Origin of the sequence: Psychrobacter cibarius (genome assembly GCF_904845955.1) — a bacterium.
Taxonomy (GTDB): Bacteria; Pseudomonadota; Gammaproteobacteria; order Pseudomonadales; family Moraxellaceae; genus Psychrobacter; species Psychrobacter cibarius_B.
This window is the reverse complement of sequence record NZ_CAJGYX010000006.1, coordinates 84607-104152: the sequence shown is the minus strand read 5'-3', so window position 1 is coordinate 104152 and position 19546 is coordinate 84607. Positions and strand designations below refer to the sequence as shown.

Genomic DNA, 19546 nt, shown 5'->3' with positions numbered 1-19546 from the left:
ACTAGGCAAAAGCTTAAAATTGCTTATAATGAGTCAAGACATCGCTTATGTCGTATAAAATTTTGATGAGCAGTTTTTTTAGATGCGCTAACCACTCGCAAAGAGTAGAAAGTCGCATAGCTGTTAATAGGGATTTTAGCGAAGGATAAGCCTAGGAGATCAGAAACATAACGTTTCGAGTAATCATTGTATGAAGGGAATCAGTCTATGAAATTATTTACCAAAACCACTCTAGCTGTTGCAGGTATCAGTTTAGCAAGCATGGCATTCGCCGCTGATCCTTTGGCCAATACCACGTGGCAGACATTTGATGAAGGTAAGCCAAAAGGTACCGTAAAGATTACTGAGTCAAACGGTGTACTAACAGGTACGCTTATTGCTACCAACTCAGCCAAAGGTAAAAAGCACGTTGGTACGACCATTATTAAAGGCTTAAAGTCTGATGGTGGTGGCAAATATAGTGGCGGTACGATCACTGATCCTGAAAAAGGCAAAGACTATCGTATGACCGCAAACTTGAGTGGCAACACCTTAAATCTAAAAGGTTATATCGGTCCATTCTCACGCAGTCAAACGTGGAAAAAGAAATAAACCGATAGCTTATTTTTAGTATTAGACCTAATATTTATAAATAAAAATCCCGCAATACCTTTTGGTAATGCGGGATTTTTAGTACATATATTTTAATATTGGCTTCAGAGCTTATCTCACAAATTCTGGATATGCTTCCATACCACACTCTGCTATATCCGCACCTTCATACTCATCTTCTTCAGAGATACGCAGACCAATCACTAATTTGATAACCGCCCAAGTGATTAAGCTGGCGATGAATACCCAAGTAAAGATAGTGGCTGCACCAGCAATCTGACCTACGAACGATGCTGCTGGGTTGGTAATCGGTACGATAAGTAGACCGAACAGACCGACTACACCATGAACTGAGATAGCACCCACTGGATCATCTATTTTTATTTTATCCAATGCTAAGATAGATAGCACAACGATAACGCCAGCGATCAAACCAAACAGTGTTGCTTGTAATGCAGATGGGGTTGAGGGTTCTGCTGTGATAGCGACTAATCCTGCGAGTGCACCATTTAAGAGCATGGTTAAGTCGGCTTTGCCAAAGATGATGCGTGCTATTATTAAAGCACCAATTGCACCGCCTGCCGCTGCTGCATTGGTATTCAAAAACACCATAGCAACCGAGTTAGCACTGGCAATATCACCCAGTTTTAGCACCGAGCCGCCATTGAAACCGAACCAACCCATCCAGAGAATAAGTGTTCCAAGCGCTGCCAGTGGTAAGTTGGCACCTGGAATGGCGCGTATTTCACCATTAGGGCCATACTTGCCTTTACGTGCACCTAATAATAATACCCCTGCCAATGCAGCCGCAGCACCCGCCATATGGACGATACCGGAACCTGCAAAATCAGAAAAACCCATGTCGCCTAAATTGAACATCCCAAATACATCATTGCCACCCCACGTCCAGCTACCCTCTAATGGATAAATGACACCAGTCATCACCACAGCAAATAATAGGAACGACCACAGCTTCATGCGCTCAGCCACCGCTCCTGAAACGATCGACATACAGGTTGCAACAAACACCACTTGGAAGAAAAAATCCGACGCAGCGGAGTAAACAGAATCACCGTCAAAGCCATTTTCAGCGGAGGCTGCTAGGGCATCTGCTACCAGCGTTTCATTACCCGCGATACCGCTCAAGAATAGGTTGCCACCATACATAATGGCATAGCCGCATATCATGTACATGGTACAAGCGGTGGCAAAAAGTGCGATATTTTTGGTTAAAATCTCAACGGTGTTTTTTGAGCGGACGAGTCCAGCTTCTAACATGGTGAAGCCTGCTGCCATCCACATGACGAGCGCCCCGCACATTAAAAAGTAAAACGTGTCAAGTGCGTACTGGAGCTCGAAGATTTGATTTTGCATGTTAATTCCCCCTTGAATTGATGCAATACAGCTATCGGTATGATCTATAAATCTGTGTCTATATGGCCTTGCGCGTTAGATAGCGTCAGGGCCTGTCTCGCCCGTACGAATACGAATAACTTGCTCGAGTGCAGTGACAAAGATTTTGCCGTCACCAATCTTGCCCGTGCTAGCGATGCGAGTGATCGCTTCGATAGCAGGTTCGACCATCTCATCAATAACAGCCACTTCGACTTTTACTTTAGGTAAGAAGTCCACCACGTATTCTGCGCCGCGATAGAGTTCTGTGTGACCTTTTTGGCGACCGAAACCTTTGACTTCAGTAACAGTGACACCTTTAACACCGATGTCAGAAAGCGCTTCACGTACATCATCGAGCTTAAACGGTTTTAAGATCGCAGTGATTAGCTTCATAAAATATTCCTTATTTGTGTGATGCCGCAGGTTGATCGAAGCATTGTGGTGCATCGTATCGCTGCCATGCTAACTATTAGTCATTCAAGAACTGTGCCAATTTACTCAAGGGGGATAGGTAAGATTGGATTTGTTTGTTCAAAAACAGCCATAGTTATGGCAAAAAATACTGGTTATGCTGCAATGGTATAAACCACCGTTATGAGCATAGAGAATGCGAATTAACCTTTAGCGTTGAACTGACGAAAACTTTATTATAACCAACTTTTTAGGTGCTTGGGGAGACCATCCATCTATTTCCTGTGATGATTTGCTAACCTAATTTGGCATATGAAACGAATCACTTGAGGAGAAAGTAGGGAAAATTGTGTGATACGGTAAGCGGCAGAGCTTAACATGGATGTATAGGCTCTGCGCTCAAAGAGAGAGGGGTGGCTGTGTAGATCGGCTAAAGCCTATACCTTTGGGAAGAGTAGGTAGGGGGTTTTGGTGCTACCGAGCAGTTTTTTTGTGTCGCTACCTTTTAGAAGTTCACGCAGACGAGATTGGCCAAAGGCACCGGTCATCAGCATACCGATATCATTTTCATTTTGATAATAATTCAAAGCTGAAGTGACATCGCGGCAGTCCAGCAATGCTTTTTTAGACTTGATGCCTGCTTGTTTGAGCCGCGCATAAGCTTCACGTAGCGAATCGCAATTTTCAGAGTTTTCTTTACCGACCATCACGATATGAACAGTTAATGCGCGAACCAGTGAGGTTTTGCAGAGCCAATTGAGCAATTTATGTGAAGTAGGACTGTTGTCAAAAGCAAATAACACGGTCGTAGGGGGCAAAAATGGTGCATGAGTCACCAAAATGGGGCAGTGACTGACTCTAATTAACTGGCTCAATGTCGATTTGCAGGTGACATTGTGACCTATAACGATCAATTGTGCTTTGTCATCGACGTAATCGATACTTTCATTGAGGTGTTCATGGCGATGCAAAGTGTAGGTTTTTAGTTTTTGTCGCTGCTGCTCGCAATAGGTGGTGGCTTGATGAAGCAAAAGCTTGCCTTGGGCTTTTAGCTCACAATTACTCAAGTGCTCCTTGGTGGTGAATTGCTCTAGCAGCATGCTTTCATCATCGATATTCAGACAGCCTGAATAATTCACAGCCGCTTTTTGTTGCAAGCTCGGTACAGAATGCAATAGTCCAACAGGTGCTTGTAGACGAGTCGCGGCCCACATGCTGGCTTCTAACACTGCTTGCACGTGGTCTGGGCAGTCCAAGCAGGCAATCACACTATCTGGTTTTAAATTACTCATAAGACCACCACATTATTCCAATATTAAAAAGACAGAATAAAAAGACAGCTGCTTGGCTCAAGGGTGGGGCGATAATGCTTATGCCCAACCCTTTGTACCAATGCAGCTGTTTATTCAACTGTCTATTTATGAGCGGTTAATCAATATTAGCTCAATAAATAGACGTGGCTTTGTTTAATCCAATAAGCCAATATCTCGGCGATCGTGGATAGAGAAGCGATCAATCAGGGTTCGGCTCGCATTATTGAGTCCCACCACTTTGACATCAATGCCCTCACGTTGCAAGCGCATGACCAGTTTGTCCAAGGTGTCTACAGCACTGACATCCCAAAAATGCGCTTGGCTGACATCAATTTGAATACTGTCCAAAGCTTCTTTGGTATCGAAGCTGTTTAAGAACTGGGTCGTAGAAGCAAAGAATACTTGTCCTTGCACATAATAATAACGAGTATTAGTACTCTCATCATACTCACTAAATACTGTTAAGAATTGACCAATTTTATTGGCAAATGCTAGCGCCGATAGCAGCACGCCCACCCCCACACCATAAGCTAGGTTGTGCGTAAATACTGTGGTCAAAACAGTCGCTAGCATGACAATATTAAATGACATCGGATGCGTTTTAAATTCGCGAATAGACTGCCAGTTAAAAGTACCAATGGAGACCATAATCATCACAGCGACCAGTGCCGCCATTGGAATTTGACTGACCCATTCACTTAAGAACACTACCATAATGAGCAGTACGATACCTGCCATCAAAGTGGACAGACGCGTACGTCCGCCAGATTTGACGTTGATCATAGATTGACCAATCATGGCACAGCCTGCCATGCCACCGAAGAAACCTGATACGACGTTGGCAATCCCTTGACCACGACACTCGCGGTTTTTATCGCTTGGCGTATCTGTCAAATCATCGACGATAGTCGCTGTCATCATCGATTCTAATAAACCAACGATGGCAAGTGCGATAGAGTAAGGCGCGATGATCAGTAAAGTATTTAGGTTCAATGGAATGTCAGGTAATAAGAACATCGGTAATGAATCAGGCAAATCGCCCATACTGCCGACATTACGAATATCAAGATTCATATACATGGCGACAGCGGTCAAACCAACGATACAGATCAGCGGTGACGGAATCACGCGACCGATTTTAGGAATCAGTGGAAACAAGTAGATAATCGCTAAGCCCGCCGCCGTCATGATATAAACTGTCATGCCAACGCGTTCAGTCATCGGGTTAAGCTCAGGCAGCTGGGCGGCAAAGATCAATATCGCGAGCGCATTGACGAAGCCAATGACTACCGAGCGCGACACAAAGCGCATCAAATTGCCGAGCTTTAAGATACCCATTACAATCTGAATCCCACCACACAATAAGGTGGCAGCTAGCAAATACTGCAAACCATGCTCGGCGACTAAGTCAACCATCACCAGTGCCATTGCCCCAGTTGCTGCCGAAATCATGCCTGGACGACCACCGACGAAACTGATCACGACTGCGATACAAAATGAGGCATACAAGCCGACTTTTGGATCAACACCCGCGATAATAGAAAAGGCAATGGCTTCAGGAATCAGCGCTAAGGCAACAACCAAACCGGATAAAACGTCGCCGCGAACATTGGAAAACCACTCGTCACGTAAGTTATCAATAAAAGATGTCATAAGTAAACTGCATAGGGTTAGAGGCAAAAAAAGTAATCATTACTCATTCATAAAATGATCGCATCGCTATAAAAGTAGCTATTCATCTTGCTTTTACGGCAACATGTGCTGTGTCATATTGCGGTATTGAGTTATTAAAGGTCAGTAATAAGTAGGTCTATTGATTTACTTACTGGTATCGCTAATACGCTCACCAATAATTGATATGATGATAAATTCAGTGAGATTACCTAAAAAAATAGTTAAAATAAGGTGCTTAAAGCAGGGCGTTTATAAGAGCACCTACAGTAACGAATAGCGTCAGCAATGATATGCTGCGGTAGAGGGTAATAAATAATTTCTCAAATAAAAATAGCCGCTCGACATGACCCGTCTATAGTAGTAACTTTGCCAAACAGAAGTGACAATAGCGTGCTAACTGTGACAACATGCTAAACTAAAATGCTTGGGTAAATACCCAGTCACTTACAGATTAAGGCAACTATTATAGCATTAGCCACTTAATATAAAAACAGGCGCATAATAGCACATCGTCATAAAAAACCAGTACCGAAATCTGAACGATACCGTTATGATGCGTCTCATCTTGACGGCATCATTTTGCTTCTTTATAGACTAGGTTTGTTTGATGCCATTTTGCTCGTCCAACAGAAGGAATAAATATGACCACCAACGCTGCAACAGACGCCTTACTTCACAAAGGCAGTGGTCTACAAGTCGTGGTCGGTTTGGGACAATCTGGATTATCAGTTGCGCGCTATTTGGCCAATCAAGGCTATCAGGTTGCTGTTACTGATGCTCAGGTAACACCTAGCTTAGCAGATCAACTACCCGCTGAGATTAGTATTCGCCAATTTGGTGCGATTGACGCCGAGCTCTTGCAGCAAGCGGCACGTATTATTATAAGCCCCGGTATCTCTCTTGCTACCGAAGCCGTCGCCGCTGCCCGCCAAGCGAATATTCCAGTGGTTAGTGATATTCAGCTATTTTGTGAGGCTTGTACCGTACCGATAGTGGCGATTACTGGCTCTAATGCTAAGAGCACCGTGACCACCTTGGTCGGGCAAATGGCCGCCGATGCTGGTGTCAATGTCGGTGTCGGCGGTAATATTGGCGTGCCAGCGCTGACCTTGCTTGATAATACTGATATGAAACTGGCGGTACTTGAGCTGTCGAGCTTTCAGTTAGAGACGGTGACCAATTTGGGCGCGCAAGTGGCGACGGTTCTAAATATGTCGCCTGACCATTTAGATCGCCACGGCGATATGCTGGGCTACCATCAAGCCAAACATCGTATCTTTCAGGGTGCTAAGTCCGTGGTTATCAATCGCGAAGACGCATTGACGCGTCCGCTCGTGGCTGATAATTTGCCCAGAGTGAGTACCGGTATACATGCTCCTGATAAAGGTCAATATGGTCTTATTACTACTCCTGAAGGTCAGATTTATCTTGCCCACGGTACAGAAAAGCTACTGTCTGCAGATAAACTGTTGATTAAAGGTCGTCATAATCTGCTCAATGCACAGGCAGCCTTAGCGTTAGGCGAACTTGCTGGTTTGCCATTGGGCAGTATGTTGAATACCTTACAGCAGTTTACTGGACTTGAGCATCGTTGCCAGTATGTGGCAAATGCTGCAGACATTGATTATTTTAATGATTCAAAAGGCACCAATATCGGCTCAACGATGGCAGCTATCGAAGGGCTGGGCGCAGTCTATGCACCAAAGGATGGTAAACTACTATTGATTTTGGGTGGACAAGGTAAGGGTCAACAGTTTGGTGAATTGACGCCGTTTATCAATCAGTATGTTAGCCAAGTACTGTTTATTGGTGAAGATGCGCCGCTGATTGAACAGCATCTGCGCGCGGCTAAGATAAGCGCCGATGTGGCGTTACATCAATGCCAAACTTTAGAAAATGCCTTTACAACCATTCAACAAGTCACGACAAGCAGCCTATCGCAAGTGCAAGCGGTGTTATTGTCACCTGCTTGTGCCAGCTTTGATCAATATAGTGGCTACGCAGCTCGCGGTGAGCATTTCAGTCAGTTGGTTGGTCAATTAGCAACTGAGTCGTCAGATATGATGACTGCGGAATAAAAGGTTTGGTGATTTAAGCATTTGCATGATAAGTGCTTAGCGAATCTCAGCATTTAATAAAGAACTCATGTATTTAATAAAGAATAAGGGCAATGCAATAGGATTGCCCTGAATTGACTTTTATGATGCGCGCGCATTTTCTGTATAAATGATTGTTTTGCTTATAGATTGCTGCTACTGTCAATCATAGCCAGTCAGCAACATGAATGGTCAGCTTATTTGCTTAGTAATCTGTCTGGTACTGTCTATTTTCTATTTTTTAAACGGTGGCGTTTAATAGACGCCGTGTTTTTTCGTTCGTTAGTGTATATAAAATTATGGCGCTCTCTTCTCTTTTTCGTTCCTCGTCCCAACCGAAGCAAGCATCTGGCTCAGATGGTATTCTTTCTATGCCGTCAGCACGCGCCATTCTCCTATCGAGTGTTGGCTGTATGTTGGTGCTCAGTTTATTGATGGTGGCTTCCGCTTCTATTCCTTTTGCCCTCAGTCGCGGCATGACAGAGCTGCACTTTTTCAAAAACCAGCTGCTGTATATGATGATCGGTTTGACGGTCGCTACGGTTTCTTATTACAGCGTGTCTTTGCGAACACTATATAAGACTGAAACCCAATTTATCCTATTGGGTATCACTGGCATGCTGCTAGTGGCAACCCTCTTTAGTACGCCTATTAACGGCTCCAAGCGTTGGCTGAACCTAGGGGTATTTAATTTTCAGGTGGCAGAGTTGGCCAAGTTGGTGATGATTGTCTTTGTCTCTGATTTTGTGGTGCGTCGCTCTTTTGAAGTTCGTAACGGCTTAGACGGTTTTTTGCGGATTATGTTGGTGGTGGCACTCATCACCATGCTGCTATTGTCACAGCCAGATTTTGGTTCTTTTGTCGTTATTTTAGGTACTATCTTTGCGATTTTTTATATCGCTGGTGCGCCTTACAAGCACTTTTTAGCACTGGGCGCGGCTGCCATCGGTGGTGCGGTATTGATGGTGACGACAGCGCAGTACCGATTGGTACGTGTGATGTCATTTATGGATCCGTTTGATGATGTGCAAGACACCGATTATCAGCTGGCACGCAGTTTGATTGCCTTTGGTCGTGGACAATTTACAGGCGTTGGTTATGGTGAGAGCGTACAGAAACTATCGCATTTGCCTGAGGCACATACTGATTTTCTACTAGCCATTACAGGGGAAGAGTTAGGCTTTGTTGGGGTTACTATGGTACTGGTGCTCGAAGCGCTGATTATCGGTAGCGCGATGCGTATCAGTTATAACGCGCTCAAGCGTCGGCAGATGCGTATGAGTTATACCGCCTTTGGTATCGGTGTGGTGTTTATTGCACAAACAATTATCAATGCGGCGATGAATATGGGCGCGATTCCAACCAAAGGACTGACTATGCCATTCTTCAGTTATGGTGGCTCATCAATGTTGATTAGCTTGGTGATGGTTGCGTTATTGCTAAAAATTTATAAAGAAAGCCCTGAAATCGAAAAAAGCCAATGCCGTTATTATTGATAGGTTGAGCATTAGTCATAGGCTCGATGCATCATGACTGGCATTATCCAAAAAAGCGTCGCTAAATAGTGGCGCTTTTTGCTAGCTGACTTTTATCCATTGGGCATATTTAACTGTTGCTTGCCTTGTAGCGGCGTACTGTCCCATTGAGCAATGGCTTGCTTTAACATACGAGTAGGTGTGTCTCTATCGACGGCTGGTTGCTGTAATAGTTGTAAAGCATCGGCGATAAGTTTACTTGGATCTCGTGTATCAATGGGTTGCGCTAGGTTCTGCTTGGAGAGTTTTTGTCCATCAGCATGACATATCAGTGGCAAGTGATACCAGTGATCGATGGCAGGCAAGCGTGCGGCATCCATGATGCTGATTTGCGCTGTCGTCATGGGTAGGATATCTAGACCGCGCATAATATGTGTCACCTGTTGCAGTCCATCATCAAGGCTGGCAGCCAAAATATAATTGATCATACCATCTTGGCGACGCACCACCATATCACCCAATGTCTGCTGAGGATTATCCCACTGCAATCCTTGAATACCGTCGTTAAAACCAATCTTATAATTCGGTAGCTGTATGCGTAGCTTATGTTGCTCTCTATCAAGGTCAGCGCTGACACAGCAGCGTGGATAACGTTTCCTGTTTGGTTGCAATGGGTTGGCATCGTCATAAGCTGGGCTCAGCTCTTCTTGCGCCCAGTATTGCTCTAAATCTTTACGCGAGCACTGACAACCATAAGTGAGCGGATGCAGGGCTGAGTGTAGATAATCATTATAAATATCAATACGCTCAGATTGATAAATGATATCACCATCCCAGTACAATCCAAGCGCTTCCAAATCAATCAAAATTTGCTCAGTAAATTGCTGATCACAGCGTTCGGTATCAGTGTCTTCAATACGCAGTAGCCATTTACCACCAATGGATTTTATATGGCAAAAGCTGGCAAGCGCGGTCGTCAATGAGCCAAGATGCAGTTCACCAGTCGGTGAGGGAGCAAAACGACCAATCAGCTGTACTGGTATGATTGGAGTGGGCATAGGAATAAGGTTAGTTTTCAAAGTAGGAAATTATCGGTAAAAAAGGTAGAAGATAGAATAATAAATATATCCGTAAAAAGATATTTGTGAAATGAGTCTGTTTTGTTAGCAAATCAATATAAGCAAGCTTAAAGCTCTGTATCAGCCACGATTTATTGACTAAAAACCAGTCATCTAAAACGCAATAAGCGACCATGTTATGGTCGCTTATGCTTACATTCTACTATTGAGATGAGTCGTAACTCTTTTAAGCGCCTTGATTTTGGCGTTCTTTAATCTCAGACAGGGTTTTACAATCGATACACTGGGTAGCTGTTGGGCGCGCTTCGAGACGACGCAGACCAATCTCTACGCCACAAGTTTCACAAAATCCATAATCATCATTTTCAATTTCTGACATAGATTTATCAATTTTGCGAATGAGCTTACGTTCACGGTCACGCGTACGCAATGCGAGGGCAAACTCTTCTTCTTGGGTGGCGCGATCATTGATATCTGGCATAGCACTGGACTCGTCTTGGATATAAGTCTTGGTGCGATCCGCTTCGCCAATCAGTTGGCTCTTCCAATCCAATAATATAGCCTTAAAGTGCTCTAACTGCGCATCAGACATGTACTCTTCGTCTTTGGCAGGCACATAAGGAGTAAACTTAGCTTCACTTGGATTCGTGGTCAGGGTGCTCATATGGGTATCCTACTTTTTTCAAATTAATTCAATAAAACGACGTATCAAAAGACAAGACGCTATCAATGTCATAAACGCTATAATTTGTCCCTTTATAAAACGTTTTACCACTTGGTAACACAAGTAACACAGCGGATCTAATAGTACAGTTATCTTGATATGCTCAAAGCAATCTATCAATGGTCAGGTATATGGTTATGCATATTTTTATTTAAATAGCGTTGTCTTAATAATGCGACAAATCACTGACTGTGGAGACTTAGCTGTGATCGATTTAGCCATCCTAGCTATTATAATTCTACCTAATACCAGATACTAGGCAGTCCTCATTTCGTTTTATACGTTGTATCATTGTTTCTGACAATAATGAAGTTATTTTTCATCATCATGTCGTTTTTACCGTGCCAGCCATTGTATTCTGAACTCAGAAATATCAGTCAATAGCTTGAAATATAAGGGCTTACATCAGTATGGGTGCCAATAAATCTGGGCGTCAAGTATCCAGTCTTTCTACCCAGCTTGCAACCTTTCCATTGTTGGCTAATTGCAACCAACGGTAACCGGGCGCGACGTTTTTATCATAGGAGAAATCATTCTCATAAGGCTTAAACTGGTAGCAAGTAGATGGCGTACTATAGACCGTGACTCCTTGACGATGGCGAACCTGCTCTTGGTGCGTATGACCACTGATAATGACCTTGAGATGGTCAAATCCTAACAGATGCTGCCAAAAGGCCTCACTATTCTCTGCCATATGCGTGTCAATCCAGTCAGAGTCTACGGGAATGACATGATGATGTAGAGCAATCAGCGCAGGCTTATCACAAGCATCGAGTCTCTCGCATAACCAGTCAATATCGGTAGGCGTTATCTCGCCCGCGACTTTACCCGTGATGGATGAATCTAATAACAGCAGCTGCCAACGATCAGTCTCAATGACATGCCGGCTTAGCAAGCGCGGGTCAGCAGGTTGAGCAATCAGTTCGCGCTCAAAGAATGGCAAGTCACTGCCTATTTCATCCGTCACATCATGATTGCCTGCGATACAAGCAAAAGGAATATGGGTCGCTTGCAATACCTCAAAAATATGATCGTAAATAGCGGGTTTGACTTCATTGACTAAGTCGCCAGTCACGATAATCAAATCGCAGCGAATATCGCTACTCAATGCTTGCTGTAGTACTGTTTCAAAGCACTGCTGACAGACAGTGGCTTCGCTATTGTTAGTATCGCCATCAACACTAGAAGAAACGGGCGTTGATAAATGCAAATCTGTGATTTGTAGTATGTTTACCTGTTCATCTGGTGTGCTAATGTTATTAACAGGATAGCTTAGCATTGGGTCAGTCCCTCATCGAATCGAAACAAGTGATGCTGTTAAAACGAATGATAGATAAATGGATGTCCTGCATCGAGTAGACTAATGAATTTTGGTCTGACCAATATGTTTTTTGGCTTGACGCCGCTAGTATGTCGATGGTATTAGGGCAAGTTTATAACATAAAATCAATGAAAGCTCTATCATATTGATGAAATAAAGTTGGATAAGAGGATAAAAAACCAGCGGCTTTATGTGAACCATAATGTGTCTAACGGCGCGCTGACCAAATTTTTGCAGTGCTGAGCTTTGAGAAAATCAGCGCGATAAAAAATAAAATGGCTAATATTAATACGATAGCAAGTCCTGTCTGAATATCTAGCCAGATGCTTCCCCAAACGCCTAGTGTCACCCCAAGCTGTGCGATCAGTAGCGATATAACGACCATTTGTTTTGGCGATGATGACCACAAACGTGCCGTTAATGCTGGTAATACCAATAAACCGCTGATTAGTAAACTACCAACCGCTTGCAGGGCAATCGCACAAAATCCCGCCAATACGCCCATGAAGAACAGCCGCTGGCGTGTCGGATTAACACCTTGAATACGCGCCAGTGCTTCATGAGTGGCAAGCTTAATTTGTGCAGGCCATATATACATAAGTAGACCGAGCCCTACCAGCACGCTACCAGCAAGTAAGGGCAAGTCTGCCCAATCAAGCTCTAGCAAATTACCAAACAAAAACCCCAGTACGTTTGCTTGTTGGTCAGTCAACTGGGTCAAAGCCAATAAACCTAAGCATAACAATGACACCGCCACCACCGCCAAAACCGCATCGACAGGCAGGCGCTCATCATCGATTAATACCAGCCCTAGCACCACCATGACGCTGACCAAGGCAATGCCAATACCCATAGGTAATTGCCACCATACTGCTAAAGCCACGCCAAGCAAGGTACCATGTGCTAAAGCATCAGCAAAAAAAGCCATGCGTCGCCACAAGACTAAGCAACCTAAAGGCGCTGATAGTAACGCTAAAATACTGCCAGCGATCCAAGCGGGGGCAATGATGGCTAACCAAGCAGTCATAATGAATATCCGTAAAAGTTTTTATAAAGCTCAACGCTCGATATGTGTTTGATGTATCAAGCTTCGATATATTTTATATTTGTGAATGTTCAACGCGCCTTAATGATTATAGTTCGCTTGGGGCGTGATGCTCACAGGCATGCGGTTGATGTACATAAGGCTGCTCATAATGATGCCCAAATAGCTTTTGAAACTCACTACTAATGGCAAGCTCGCTTGGTTGTCCCTCACAGCAAATATGCTTATTAAGACAAATCACGCGTCGACTGCCTTTCATGACCCAATGCAGATCATGCGATACCACCAGCATGGCACAACGCAAAAACTCCGGCAGCTCATCAATAAACTGATAGAGCCAAACCTCAGTATCAGGGTCCAGTCCTTGCATCGGCTCATCTAAAATCAATAAGTTGGGTTTGTCTAACAGTGCTCGCGCGAGCAAGACCCTTTGTGTCTCACCACCCGACAGGTGCAGCATTTGTCGCGATAGTAAGTGCGTCAATGACAAGTTATCAAAGATAAATTGACGCTGCTCAGACGTTAAGCGCCTTTTATCCGCTTGTGCCAATAAATCGCAGACTCGTAATGGCAATATCGGCGGTACAGCAAAGCGCTGCGGCACATAGCCAAGCTGTAACTTTTGATGAGAGTTAATGTGCCCTTTAGTTGGCTCAATCAATCCCAAAATAAGTTTGACCAACGTTGACTTACCAGCGCCATTGGGTCCAATAAGACTGACTGTTCCATTAACCGCAATGTCGATATCAATATGTGAGAGTAAGCGTTGATGCCCTATATCGTAGCTGGCATCGCTTAGGCTCAGCAGTTTACTCGCAGTATTAATGGTTTTGCCATCAACAGCGGAAAAGTTCGGTTGATTAGACGGTGAGGTAGACAGGCTCATAGTATGACAACCAATAAGTGAATGAGTAATACAAATAAAAAATGGATGACAAAGACTTACGCTTCAGTGGTTAGGGCGTGCTACTGGCACGCTTGGCAACGACCACTCAGCTCAATCACACTGCGTTCCACAATAAAGCCAACGTCTTGCTCAGCAAAACTCATCATTTCCTGTACGGGTACACTGATACATTCTTGTACACGCTGACATTGACCACAGATTAAAAATGCTGCGGTATGCTGGGCGCGTGGGTGACAGCAGGGCACATAAGCATTGATAGAGGTCAATTGATGTATCAAGCCTTCACTCAATAAAAACTCCAGACTGCGATAGACAGTGGGTGGCGCGACATTTTTTGGCATTTGTTTTTTAGAGCTAATTTCTTTAGATGCCGCTTTCGTTGGGTGCTGTTGCGAGCTAAGCGCTTCGCTGCTGTCATCATTGTTATCAGGCTCTGATAAGCGCATTTGCTGCAATTGCGTGATCAAATCATATGCACCGATAGGTTTATTGGCTGCCAATACCAATTGATATATTTGCTGGCGCAATGGGGTAAAGCGTGCACCGTTCAGGCGACATTGTTCTTTTGCTGCCATTAGGCGCTCGGTCACGTCATGCGGCGTAAAGTCCTGCACATCATGTAAATGTTCGCAGACTGATAAACTGGTGGACATGGTGCACGCTCCTGCAAAAAAAATGGCACTGTTATTATAGTAATTTATAATGTTATAGTATAACATACTAAAAATAAGAGCAGATAAGTGATCTTGGCTTATTTATTGATACCTTAATGATCACTCAGATACAACAATGATAACGTCTAAATGTTTCCACTTATATTTTATCTTTCATACATTAAAGAATCTATTATGAACTCAGTTTTCAAATATTTTTTAAGCTCAACCATTATACTACAGCGATGGTTCATTACGGGCATAGTTGCATTAGGCCTCTTTACTGTGAGTGCACAAGCGGCAACAGTCAGCGTGAGTAACTACCCACTGTTTTTATTGAGTCAAGCAGTGACTGAAGGTTCACCGCCCGCCAAGCAGTTATTGCAGGCCGGGGAGGTAGGTCATCATGGCAGTATCAGCCCAGGCGATATTAAAGCCATTCAGGACAGTAAATTTGTCGTGTGGTTTGGTGAGCCATTAGAAAATAACTTGGCGGCAAGCCTTAATACCGCACCCAATGCGATTGCCTTATTTGAATTTGATGCCTTTAATCGTCATCCGCTACGTGACGTTCAAGGCAAGCCTATTGCTGGCACCTTGGATCCACATATATGGTTAGATCCTGAAAATGCCAAAGCCATGACTCGTGCTCTTGCCGTGATTCATAGCCATGCTAATCCGCAATATAAAGCACTTTATCACGCCAATGCACAAAAATTTGCTCAGCGAATGGATAGGGGAGTGGCATCTTTCGTAAAACAAGCTAAAGGCAAGCAGCAAACCCAGCCTTATTGGGCCTATCATGATGCTTATCAATACATCGAATCTAGCACCAACCTAAAGCTTGTTGGCAGTTTAAGCACTGACCACCATTTGGCACCACGAGCAAGCCAAATACGCTGGCTAAATGAGAAGCGTCCAGCCAAACAAATGTGTCTTGTTAGCCCAAGTCAACCAGCCAAAGGTCTACTCGCTAAGTTACAGCCTGTAAAAACCACTGTGCAACCTGAAGATATGAGCAATAGTAAAGACTTTGTCAGTGGTTGGCAGACGATGGCACAGCAAATCTATCAATGTACATCGTAGGATAACTGATTAACTATAGTGGCTTGCAACGCTTTAGCAGCCATTATGTAGTCATATTTTGGGTGTTATCCATTGGTCAGTAACTATGATGTCTATGAGTGATTCAGCTAGGTCACTGATAAAAGGTATATTTTTCTTGCTTAACGGTGGTATGCCCCTTATAATAAGTGGCGTTTTATTTTGGTTAAAAGGTAACACCTGTAGAGTGAGCCGTTCACGGATAAAAGTGTCGCGACGATGTTATATTGCCACCTTATCCCAATGCTGTAAGGCTATAGGATTACATTACCGATGACCGAGCCTGCCAAACGCACACAAAAAGATAAAATTGGCATCTATATCAAACGCCAAGCGTGGATATTATTTATCCTTATTATTATTGCTTGGGCTTTAGATACCAGTTGGCTACATAGTGAGCTTACTGTCGCAAAAAGCGCCGCTATTGGTGCGCTACTCAGCTTTGCTACCCAAGCTGTATTTGCTTTTTTTATCTTTTGGTACACTGGATATCGCGCGCGCCAACATATTGTTAGCCAGCTATATCGAGGTCAAATGGCCAAATGGCTATTGACTGTGTTTGGTTTCGCACTAATTTTTATTACCGTACAACCCCTATCTGCGCCTGCGCTGTTTATCGGTTTTATGGTAATGCAAATTAGTCACAGTTGGATGTTGTGGCATATACGCTAGCATTAATAGACGATGACTATATCAATAGTTGAGTGCTTAATAGTGCTAGGCAAGTCACCCTGCCGTCCAGCTTCTCTATGACTGATTTCATAAGAAAGTCAAAACATACAAAACTGTCTAAAGACAGCGCCAATGATCATAAAGACTGTGATATGAGCGTTTAAATGAGTATAGCGTGTGATAATGGAGTCGATAGCCAATTATTAGCTATCAGTATTGCCTCTAATTAAATTCTTACAATTTAATTAATCACGCAAAGCTATGTTAGTAAACGTTAATAGTAGCTAACTTATTCATACAGTGCATAAAAAAGTCATAATTGACTTTACACGAATACAACGCTGCATTAATATAGGCAGCTAAATATTTTGCTTATGAACGCTGTATTAAGCGTCGATCGTGGAAACGCGTCAGTAAGTAAACACAGATATAATAATTTCGCGTACATATACAAGGGCTATTACTGAATCATCATAAGCCCTTTTTTGATAGCTAAAATTTATCTTAAGTTATCAAATTGCGCACTAGTAATAGAACTATGGGTTGGATGTTATTGATTACATGAGCGCTTTAGCATGGTTCATCGGCTTGCTAGCAGGTCAAATAGGATCGTTAAAACCTCATCAGATGACAACCATATTTTTGGTAGTTGATTAAATCGTTGATTAATAAGAAGCTGACATTATGGCAGGCGAGCAAACAACAACAGACTATATCTCTCACCACTTAACGAACTGGACGTACGGCTATCTGCCGGGCGAAGGCTGGAAAGTTGCCTATACTGCTGAAGAAGCTAGTGCAATGGGCTTTAAAGCCATCCACCTTGATTCTATGCTTTGGTCAATTGGTCTAGGCATTGTTTTCTGCGCCATCTTCTGGATGGTCGCTAGAAAAGTCACTTCAGGCGTGCCGGGCAAAACTCAGGCCGCGGTTGAGATGATCGTTGAGTTCGTTGATAACAACGTTCGTGATTCGTATAGTGGTACCTCAAAGCTGATTGCGCCTTTGGCGTTGACTATCTTTGTATGGATATTCTTAATGAACTTGATGGATTTACTACCCGTCGATTTTATTCCTATGATTGCTGGCCAAATCGGCGCAATGATGGGACATGATCCACATCATGTGTTCTTTAAGATCGTTCCAACGACGGATCCTAACATTACGCTTGGCATGTCTTTTTCTGTCTTTATACTGATTCTGTTCTATAGTATCAAGGAAAAAGGTTTGGGCGGCTTTGTTGGCGAGCTAACACTGCATCCGTTTAGTGCCAAAAACCCTATCGTACAAATTATTTTAATACCCATCAACTTTATTTTAGAGTTTGTTACTTTGATAGCGAAACCTATCTCTTTAGGTCTGCGTCTATTCGGTAACATGTATGCTGGTGAGTTGATTTTCATACTGATTGCTCTAATGCCGTTTTGGATTCAATGGGCGTTATCAGTACCGTGGGCTATTTTCCACATCTTAATTATTACACTTCAAGCGTTCGTATTTATGATGCTGACGATAGTTTATATGTCACTTGCATCATCAACTGAACATTAATTAGACATTCAATAGGTAAATGAGGATACATCCATGGATCCAGTATTAGGTGGTTACACAGTTATCGCAGTAGCACTACTTATCGGTTTAGGTGCACTAGGTACAGGTATTGGTTTTGCTATTCTAGGTGGTAAATTCCTAGAAGGCGTTGCGCGTCAGCCAGAACTTGGTTCACAGCTGCAAACTCGTATGTTCATCGTAGCAGGTCTTCTTGATGCTATTCCGATGATCGGTGTTGGTATTGCTATGCTATTGTTGTTCGCTAACCCTCTAGCAGGTTAATCAGAAAGCTCAGTTGTAAATGTTTGGTAGTCAAAGTTTGTATCTTAACCATAGCCAAAGTTTGGCTATCAAATATGATCAATGAAACTGATTTTTCATTAACAAAGAGGTGATCACGTGAATATCAATTCTACCCTCATCGGTCAAGCCATTGCTTTTGCAATCTTTGTGATGTTCTGCATGAAATTCGTGTGGCCACCACTTATTGGTGCCATCAATGAGCGTCAGCGTAAAATTGCTGAAGGCCTGAATGCCGCAGAGAAAGCAAAAGCAGATCTGGCGACCGCTGAGCAAGACGTCCAGCAGGAGCTTGATCTTGCAAAGACAAAAGCTGCTGCTTTAATCGAGCAAGCGAACAAGAGTGCCAACCAGCTTGTCGAAGATGCAAAAATGCAGGCCCAAGTGGAAGGCGAGCGCATTCGTCAACAAGCGCAAGCGTCTATCGACCAAGAAATCAATCAAGCGCGTGAATCATTACGTGCCCAAGTTGCTGAACTGGCTGTACTTGGTGCAGAAAAGATTTTGCAAGACAAAGTCGATGTGCAAAAACATGCCAGTATGTTAGACCAACTGGCGGCAAAGCTGTAACTGTGAGGATATAATGGCTGACTTATCAACCTTAGCACGACCCTACGCTAAAGCCGCGTTTGACTATGCCAACGAAAACGGGGCCGTAAACGAGTGGGAAAATTTCTTGTTTGTCGCCAGTGCAATTGTCAATGACAAAGCGTTCCGTACATGGCTAGAAAATCCAGCCGTTACGGCTGAGCATAAGTCAGCTGCTTTGGTTGATCTTTATGACTCACAAGTGGCTGGTGATAGCGACTCTGCTTTTAAACAGCTACTAGGCGAGAGCAAAGGCTCTCGTTATGGTAATAGTATTAGCTATCCTAAAGTGTCACCAGCGCTCAATAATTTTATTAAGCAGTTGGCGCAGCAAGAGCGTCTGGCGCTGCTTCCTGAAGTTTATGAGCATTATCGCCGCCACAAGGCAATAAGCTTAAAGCAGCTTGATGCTTACGTGACCTCTGCCTATCCATTGACTGACGCTCAGCGTGAAATGCTTCAAACGCGCCTTGCTGCATCGTTAAATGCTAGTGTGGTGATTCATGAGTCGGTCGATCTAAGTCTATTGGCAGGCGCTACCATCAAAGTCGGTGATAAAATCATTGATGATTCGATGCGCGGCAAGTTACAACAGTTAAAAACACAGCTAACGGCCTAATGCCATTTACCAGCGCAGTCATCTATGA

The 19546-nt window shown here is 43.5% G+C and carries 19 protein-coding genes; 9 read left to right on the top strand and 10 right to left on the bottom strand.

Translation table 11 applies throughout. The features are described 5' to 3' along the window. Positions 1–207 precede the first annotated feature (207 nt). Positions 208–591, top strand: coding sequence for a DUF2147 domain-containing protein (locus JMV76_RS12065; protein ID WP_045445845.1), 384 nt, complete (start codon positions 208–210; stop codon positions 589–591). Between the two features lie 111 nt (positions 592–702). On the opposite strand, the gene JMV76_RS12060 is transcribed toward JMV76_RS12065, so the two are convergent. The 4 genes from JMV76_RS12060 to JMV76_RS12045 all read right to left on the bottom strand — a co-directional run bounded on the left by JMV76_RS12060 (position 703) and on the right by JMV76_RS12045 (position 5363). After that, positions 703–1965, bottom strand: coding sequence for an ammonium transporter (locus JMV76_RS12060; protein WP_045452414.1), 1263 nt, complete (start codon positions 1963–1965; stop codon positions 703–705). A gap of 75 nt (positions 1966–2040) precedes the next feature. After that, positions 2041–2379, bottom strand: coding sequence for a P-II family nitrogen regulator (locus JMV76_RS12055; protein WP_010197981.1), 339 nt, complete (start codon positions 2377–2379; stop codon positions 2041–2043). A gap of 455 nt (positions 2380–2834) precedes the next feature. Then, the gene (locus tag JMV76_RS12050) at positions 2835–3689 is read right to left on the bottom strand and encodes a universal stress protein (RefSeq protein ID WP_201502854.1); all 855 of its coding nucleotides are present in this window, start codon (positions 3687–3689) and stop codon (positions 2835–2837) included. A 174-nt stretch (positions 3690–3863) separates the two neighbouring features. After that, positions 3864–5363, bottom strand: a complete 1500-nt coding sequence (locus tag JMV76_RS12045; protein WP_087813692.1) for a SulP family inorganic anion transporter — start codon at positions 5361–5363, stop codon at positions 3864–3866. A gap of 662 nt (positions 5364–6025) precedes the next feature. On the opposite strand from JMV76_RS12045, the gene murD reads away from it, so the two are divergent. Beyond that, positions 6026–7462 (top strand): UDP-N-acetylmuramoyl-L-alanine--D-glutamate ligase, encoded by a 1437-nt coding sequence (gene murD, locus JMV76_RS12040; RefSeq protein ID WP_201502853.1) that lies wholly within the window; start codon positions 6026–6028, stop codon positions 7460–7462. 317 nt (positions 7463–7779) lie between these two features. After that, positions 7780–8976: a putative lipid II flippase FtsW gene (gene ftsW / locus JMV76_RS12035; RefSeq protein WP_226950337.1), complete on the top strand. Its 1197-nt coding sequence runs from the start codon at positions 7780–7782 to the stop codon at positions 8974–8976. 92 nt (positions 8977–9068) lie between these two features. Here the strand turns inward: ftsW and gluQRS are convergent, their stop codons facing one another. From gluQRS to JMV76_RS12005, 6 genes are all read right to left on the bottom strand, one after another. Then, the gene (gluQRS, locus tag JMV76_RS12030) at positions 9069–10013 is read right to left on the bottom strand and encodes a tRNA glutamyl-Q(34) synthetase GluQRS (RefSeq protein WP_201502852.1); all 945 of its coding nucleotides are present in this window, start codon (positions 10011–10013) and stop codon (positions 9069–9071) included. 247 nt (positions 10014–10260) lie between these two features. After that, complete coding sequence (gene dksA / locus JMV76_RS12025; RefSeq protein WP_045445865.1) at positions 10261–10698, bottom strand: RNA polymerase-binding protein DksA; 438 nt, start codon at positions 10696–10698, stop codon at positions 10261–10263. Between the two features lie 493 nt (positions 10699–11191). Next, a complete protein-coding gene (locus tag JMV76_RS12020; RefSeq protein ID WP_201502851.1) occupies positions 11192–12037 on the bottom strand; it encodes a metallophosphoesterase in 846 nt (281 codons plus the stop codon). A gap of 250 nt (positions 12038–12287) precedes the next feature. Then, positions 12288–13106 carry a metal ABC transporter permease gene (locus tag JMV76_RS12015; protein WP_055125361.1) on the bottom strand — a complete coding sequence of 273 codons (819 nt, stop codon included), beginning with the start codon at positions 13104–13106 and terminating at the stop codon, positions 12288–12290. 106 nt (positions 13107–13212) lie between these two features. After that, positions 13213–14010, bottom strand: a complete 798-nt coding sequence (locus JMV76_RS12010) for a metal ABC transporter ATP-binding protein (RefSeq protein WP_227690360.1) — start codon at positions 14008–14010, stop codon at positions 13213–13215. An 80-nt stretch (positions 14011–14090) separates the two neighbouring features. After that, positions 14091–14684: a Fur family transcriptional regulator gene (locus JMV76_RS12005; protein ID WP_201502850.1), complete on the bottom strand. Its 594-nt coding sequence runs from the start codon at positions 14682–14684 to the stop codon at positions 14091–14093. 285 nt (positions 14685–14969) lie between these two features. Here JMV76_RS12005 and JMV76_RS12000 point away from each other — a divergent pair, with 285 nt between their 5' ends. From JMV76_RS12000 to JMV76_RS11975, 6 genes are all read left to right on the top strand, one after another. Beyond that, a complete protein-coding gene (locus JMV76_RS12000) occupies positions 14970–15770 on the top strand; it encodes a metal ABC transporter solute-binding protein, Zn/Mn family (protein WP_227690358.1) in 801 nt (266 codons plus the stop codon). Positions 15771–16061: 291 nt separating this feature from the next. Next, on the top strand, positions 16062–16460 hold the full coding sequence (locus JMV76_RS11995; RefSeq protein WP_201502848.1) for an ATP synthase subunit I: 399 nt from the start codon (positions 16062–16064) through the stop codon (positions 16458–16460). Positions 16461–17144: 684 nt separating this feature from the next. Beyond that, entirely contained in the window at positions 17145–18011 is an 867-nt protein-coding gene (gene atpB, locus JMV76_RS11990; protein WP_055125357.1) for a F0F1 ATP synthase subunit A, read from the top strand. A gap of 33 nt (positions 18012–18044) precedes the next feature. After that, positions 18045–18293 (top strand): F0F1 ATP synthase subunit C, encoded by a 249-nt coding sequence (gene atpE, locus JMV76_RS11985; RefSeq protein ID WP_010197960.1) that lies wholly within the window; start codon positions 18045–18047, stop codon positions 18291–18293. A 117-nt stretch (positions 18294–18410) separates the two neighbouring features. Beyond that, entirely contained in the window at positions 18411–18881 is a 471-nt protein-coding gene (locus tag JMV76_RS11980; protein ID WP_045452424.1) for a F0F1 ATP synthase subunit B, read from the top strand. Positions 18882–18894: 13 nt separating this feature from the next. Next, complete coding sequence (locus JMV76_RS11975) at positions 18895–19518, top strand: F0F1 ATP synthase subunit delta (RefSeq protein WP_201502847.1); 624 nt, start codon at positions 18895–18897, stop codon at positions 19516–19518. The last annotated feature ends 28 nt before the right edge of the window (positions 19519–19546 follow it).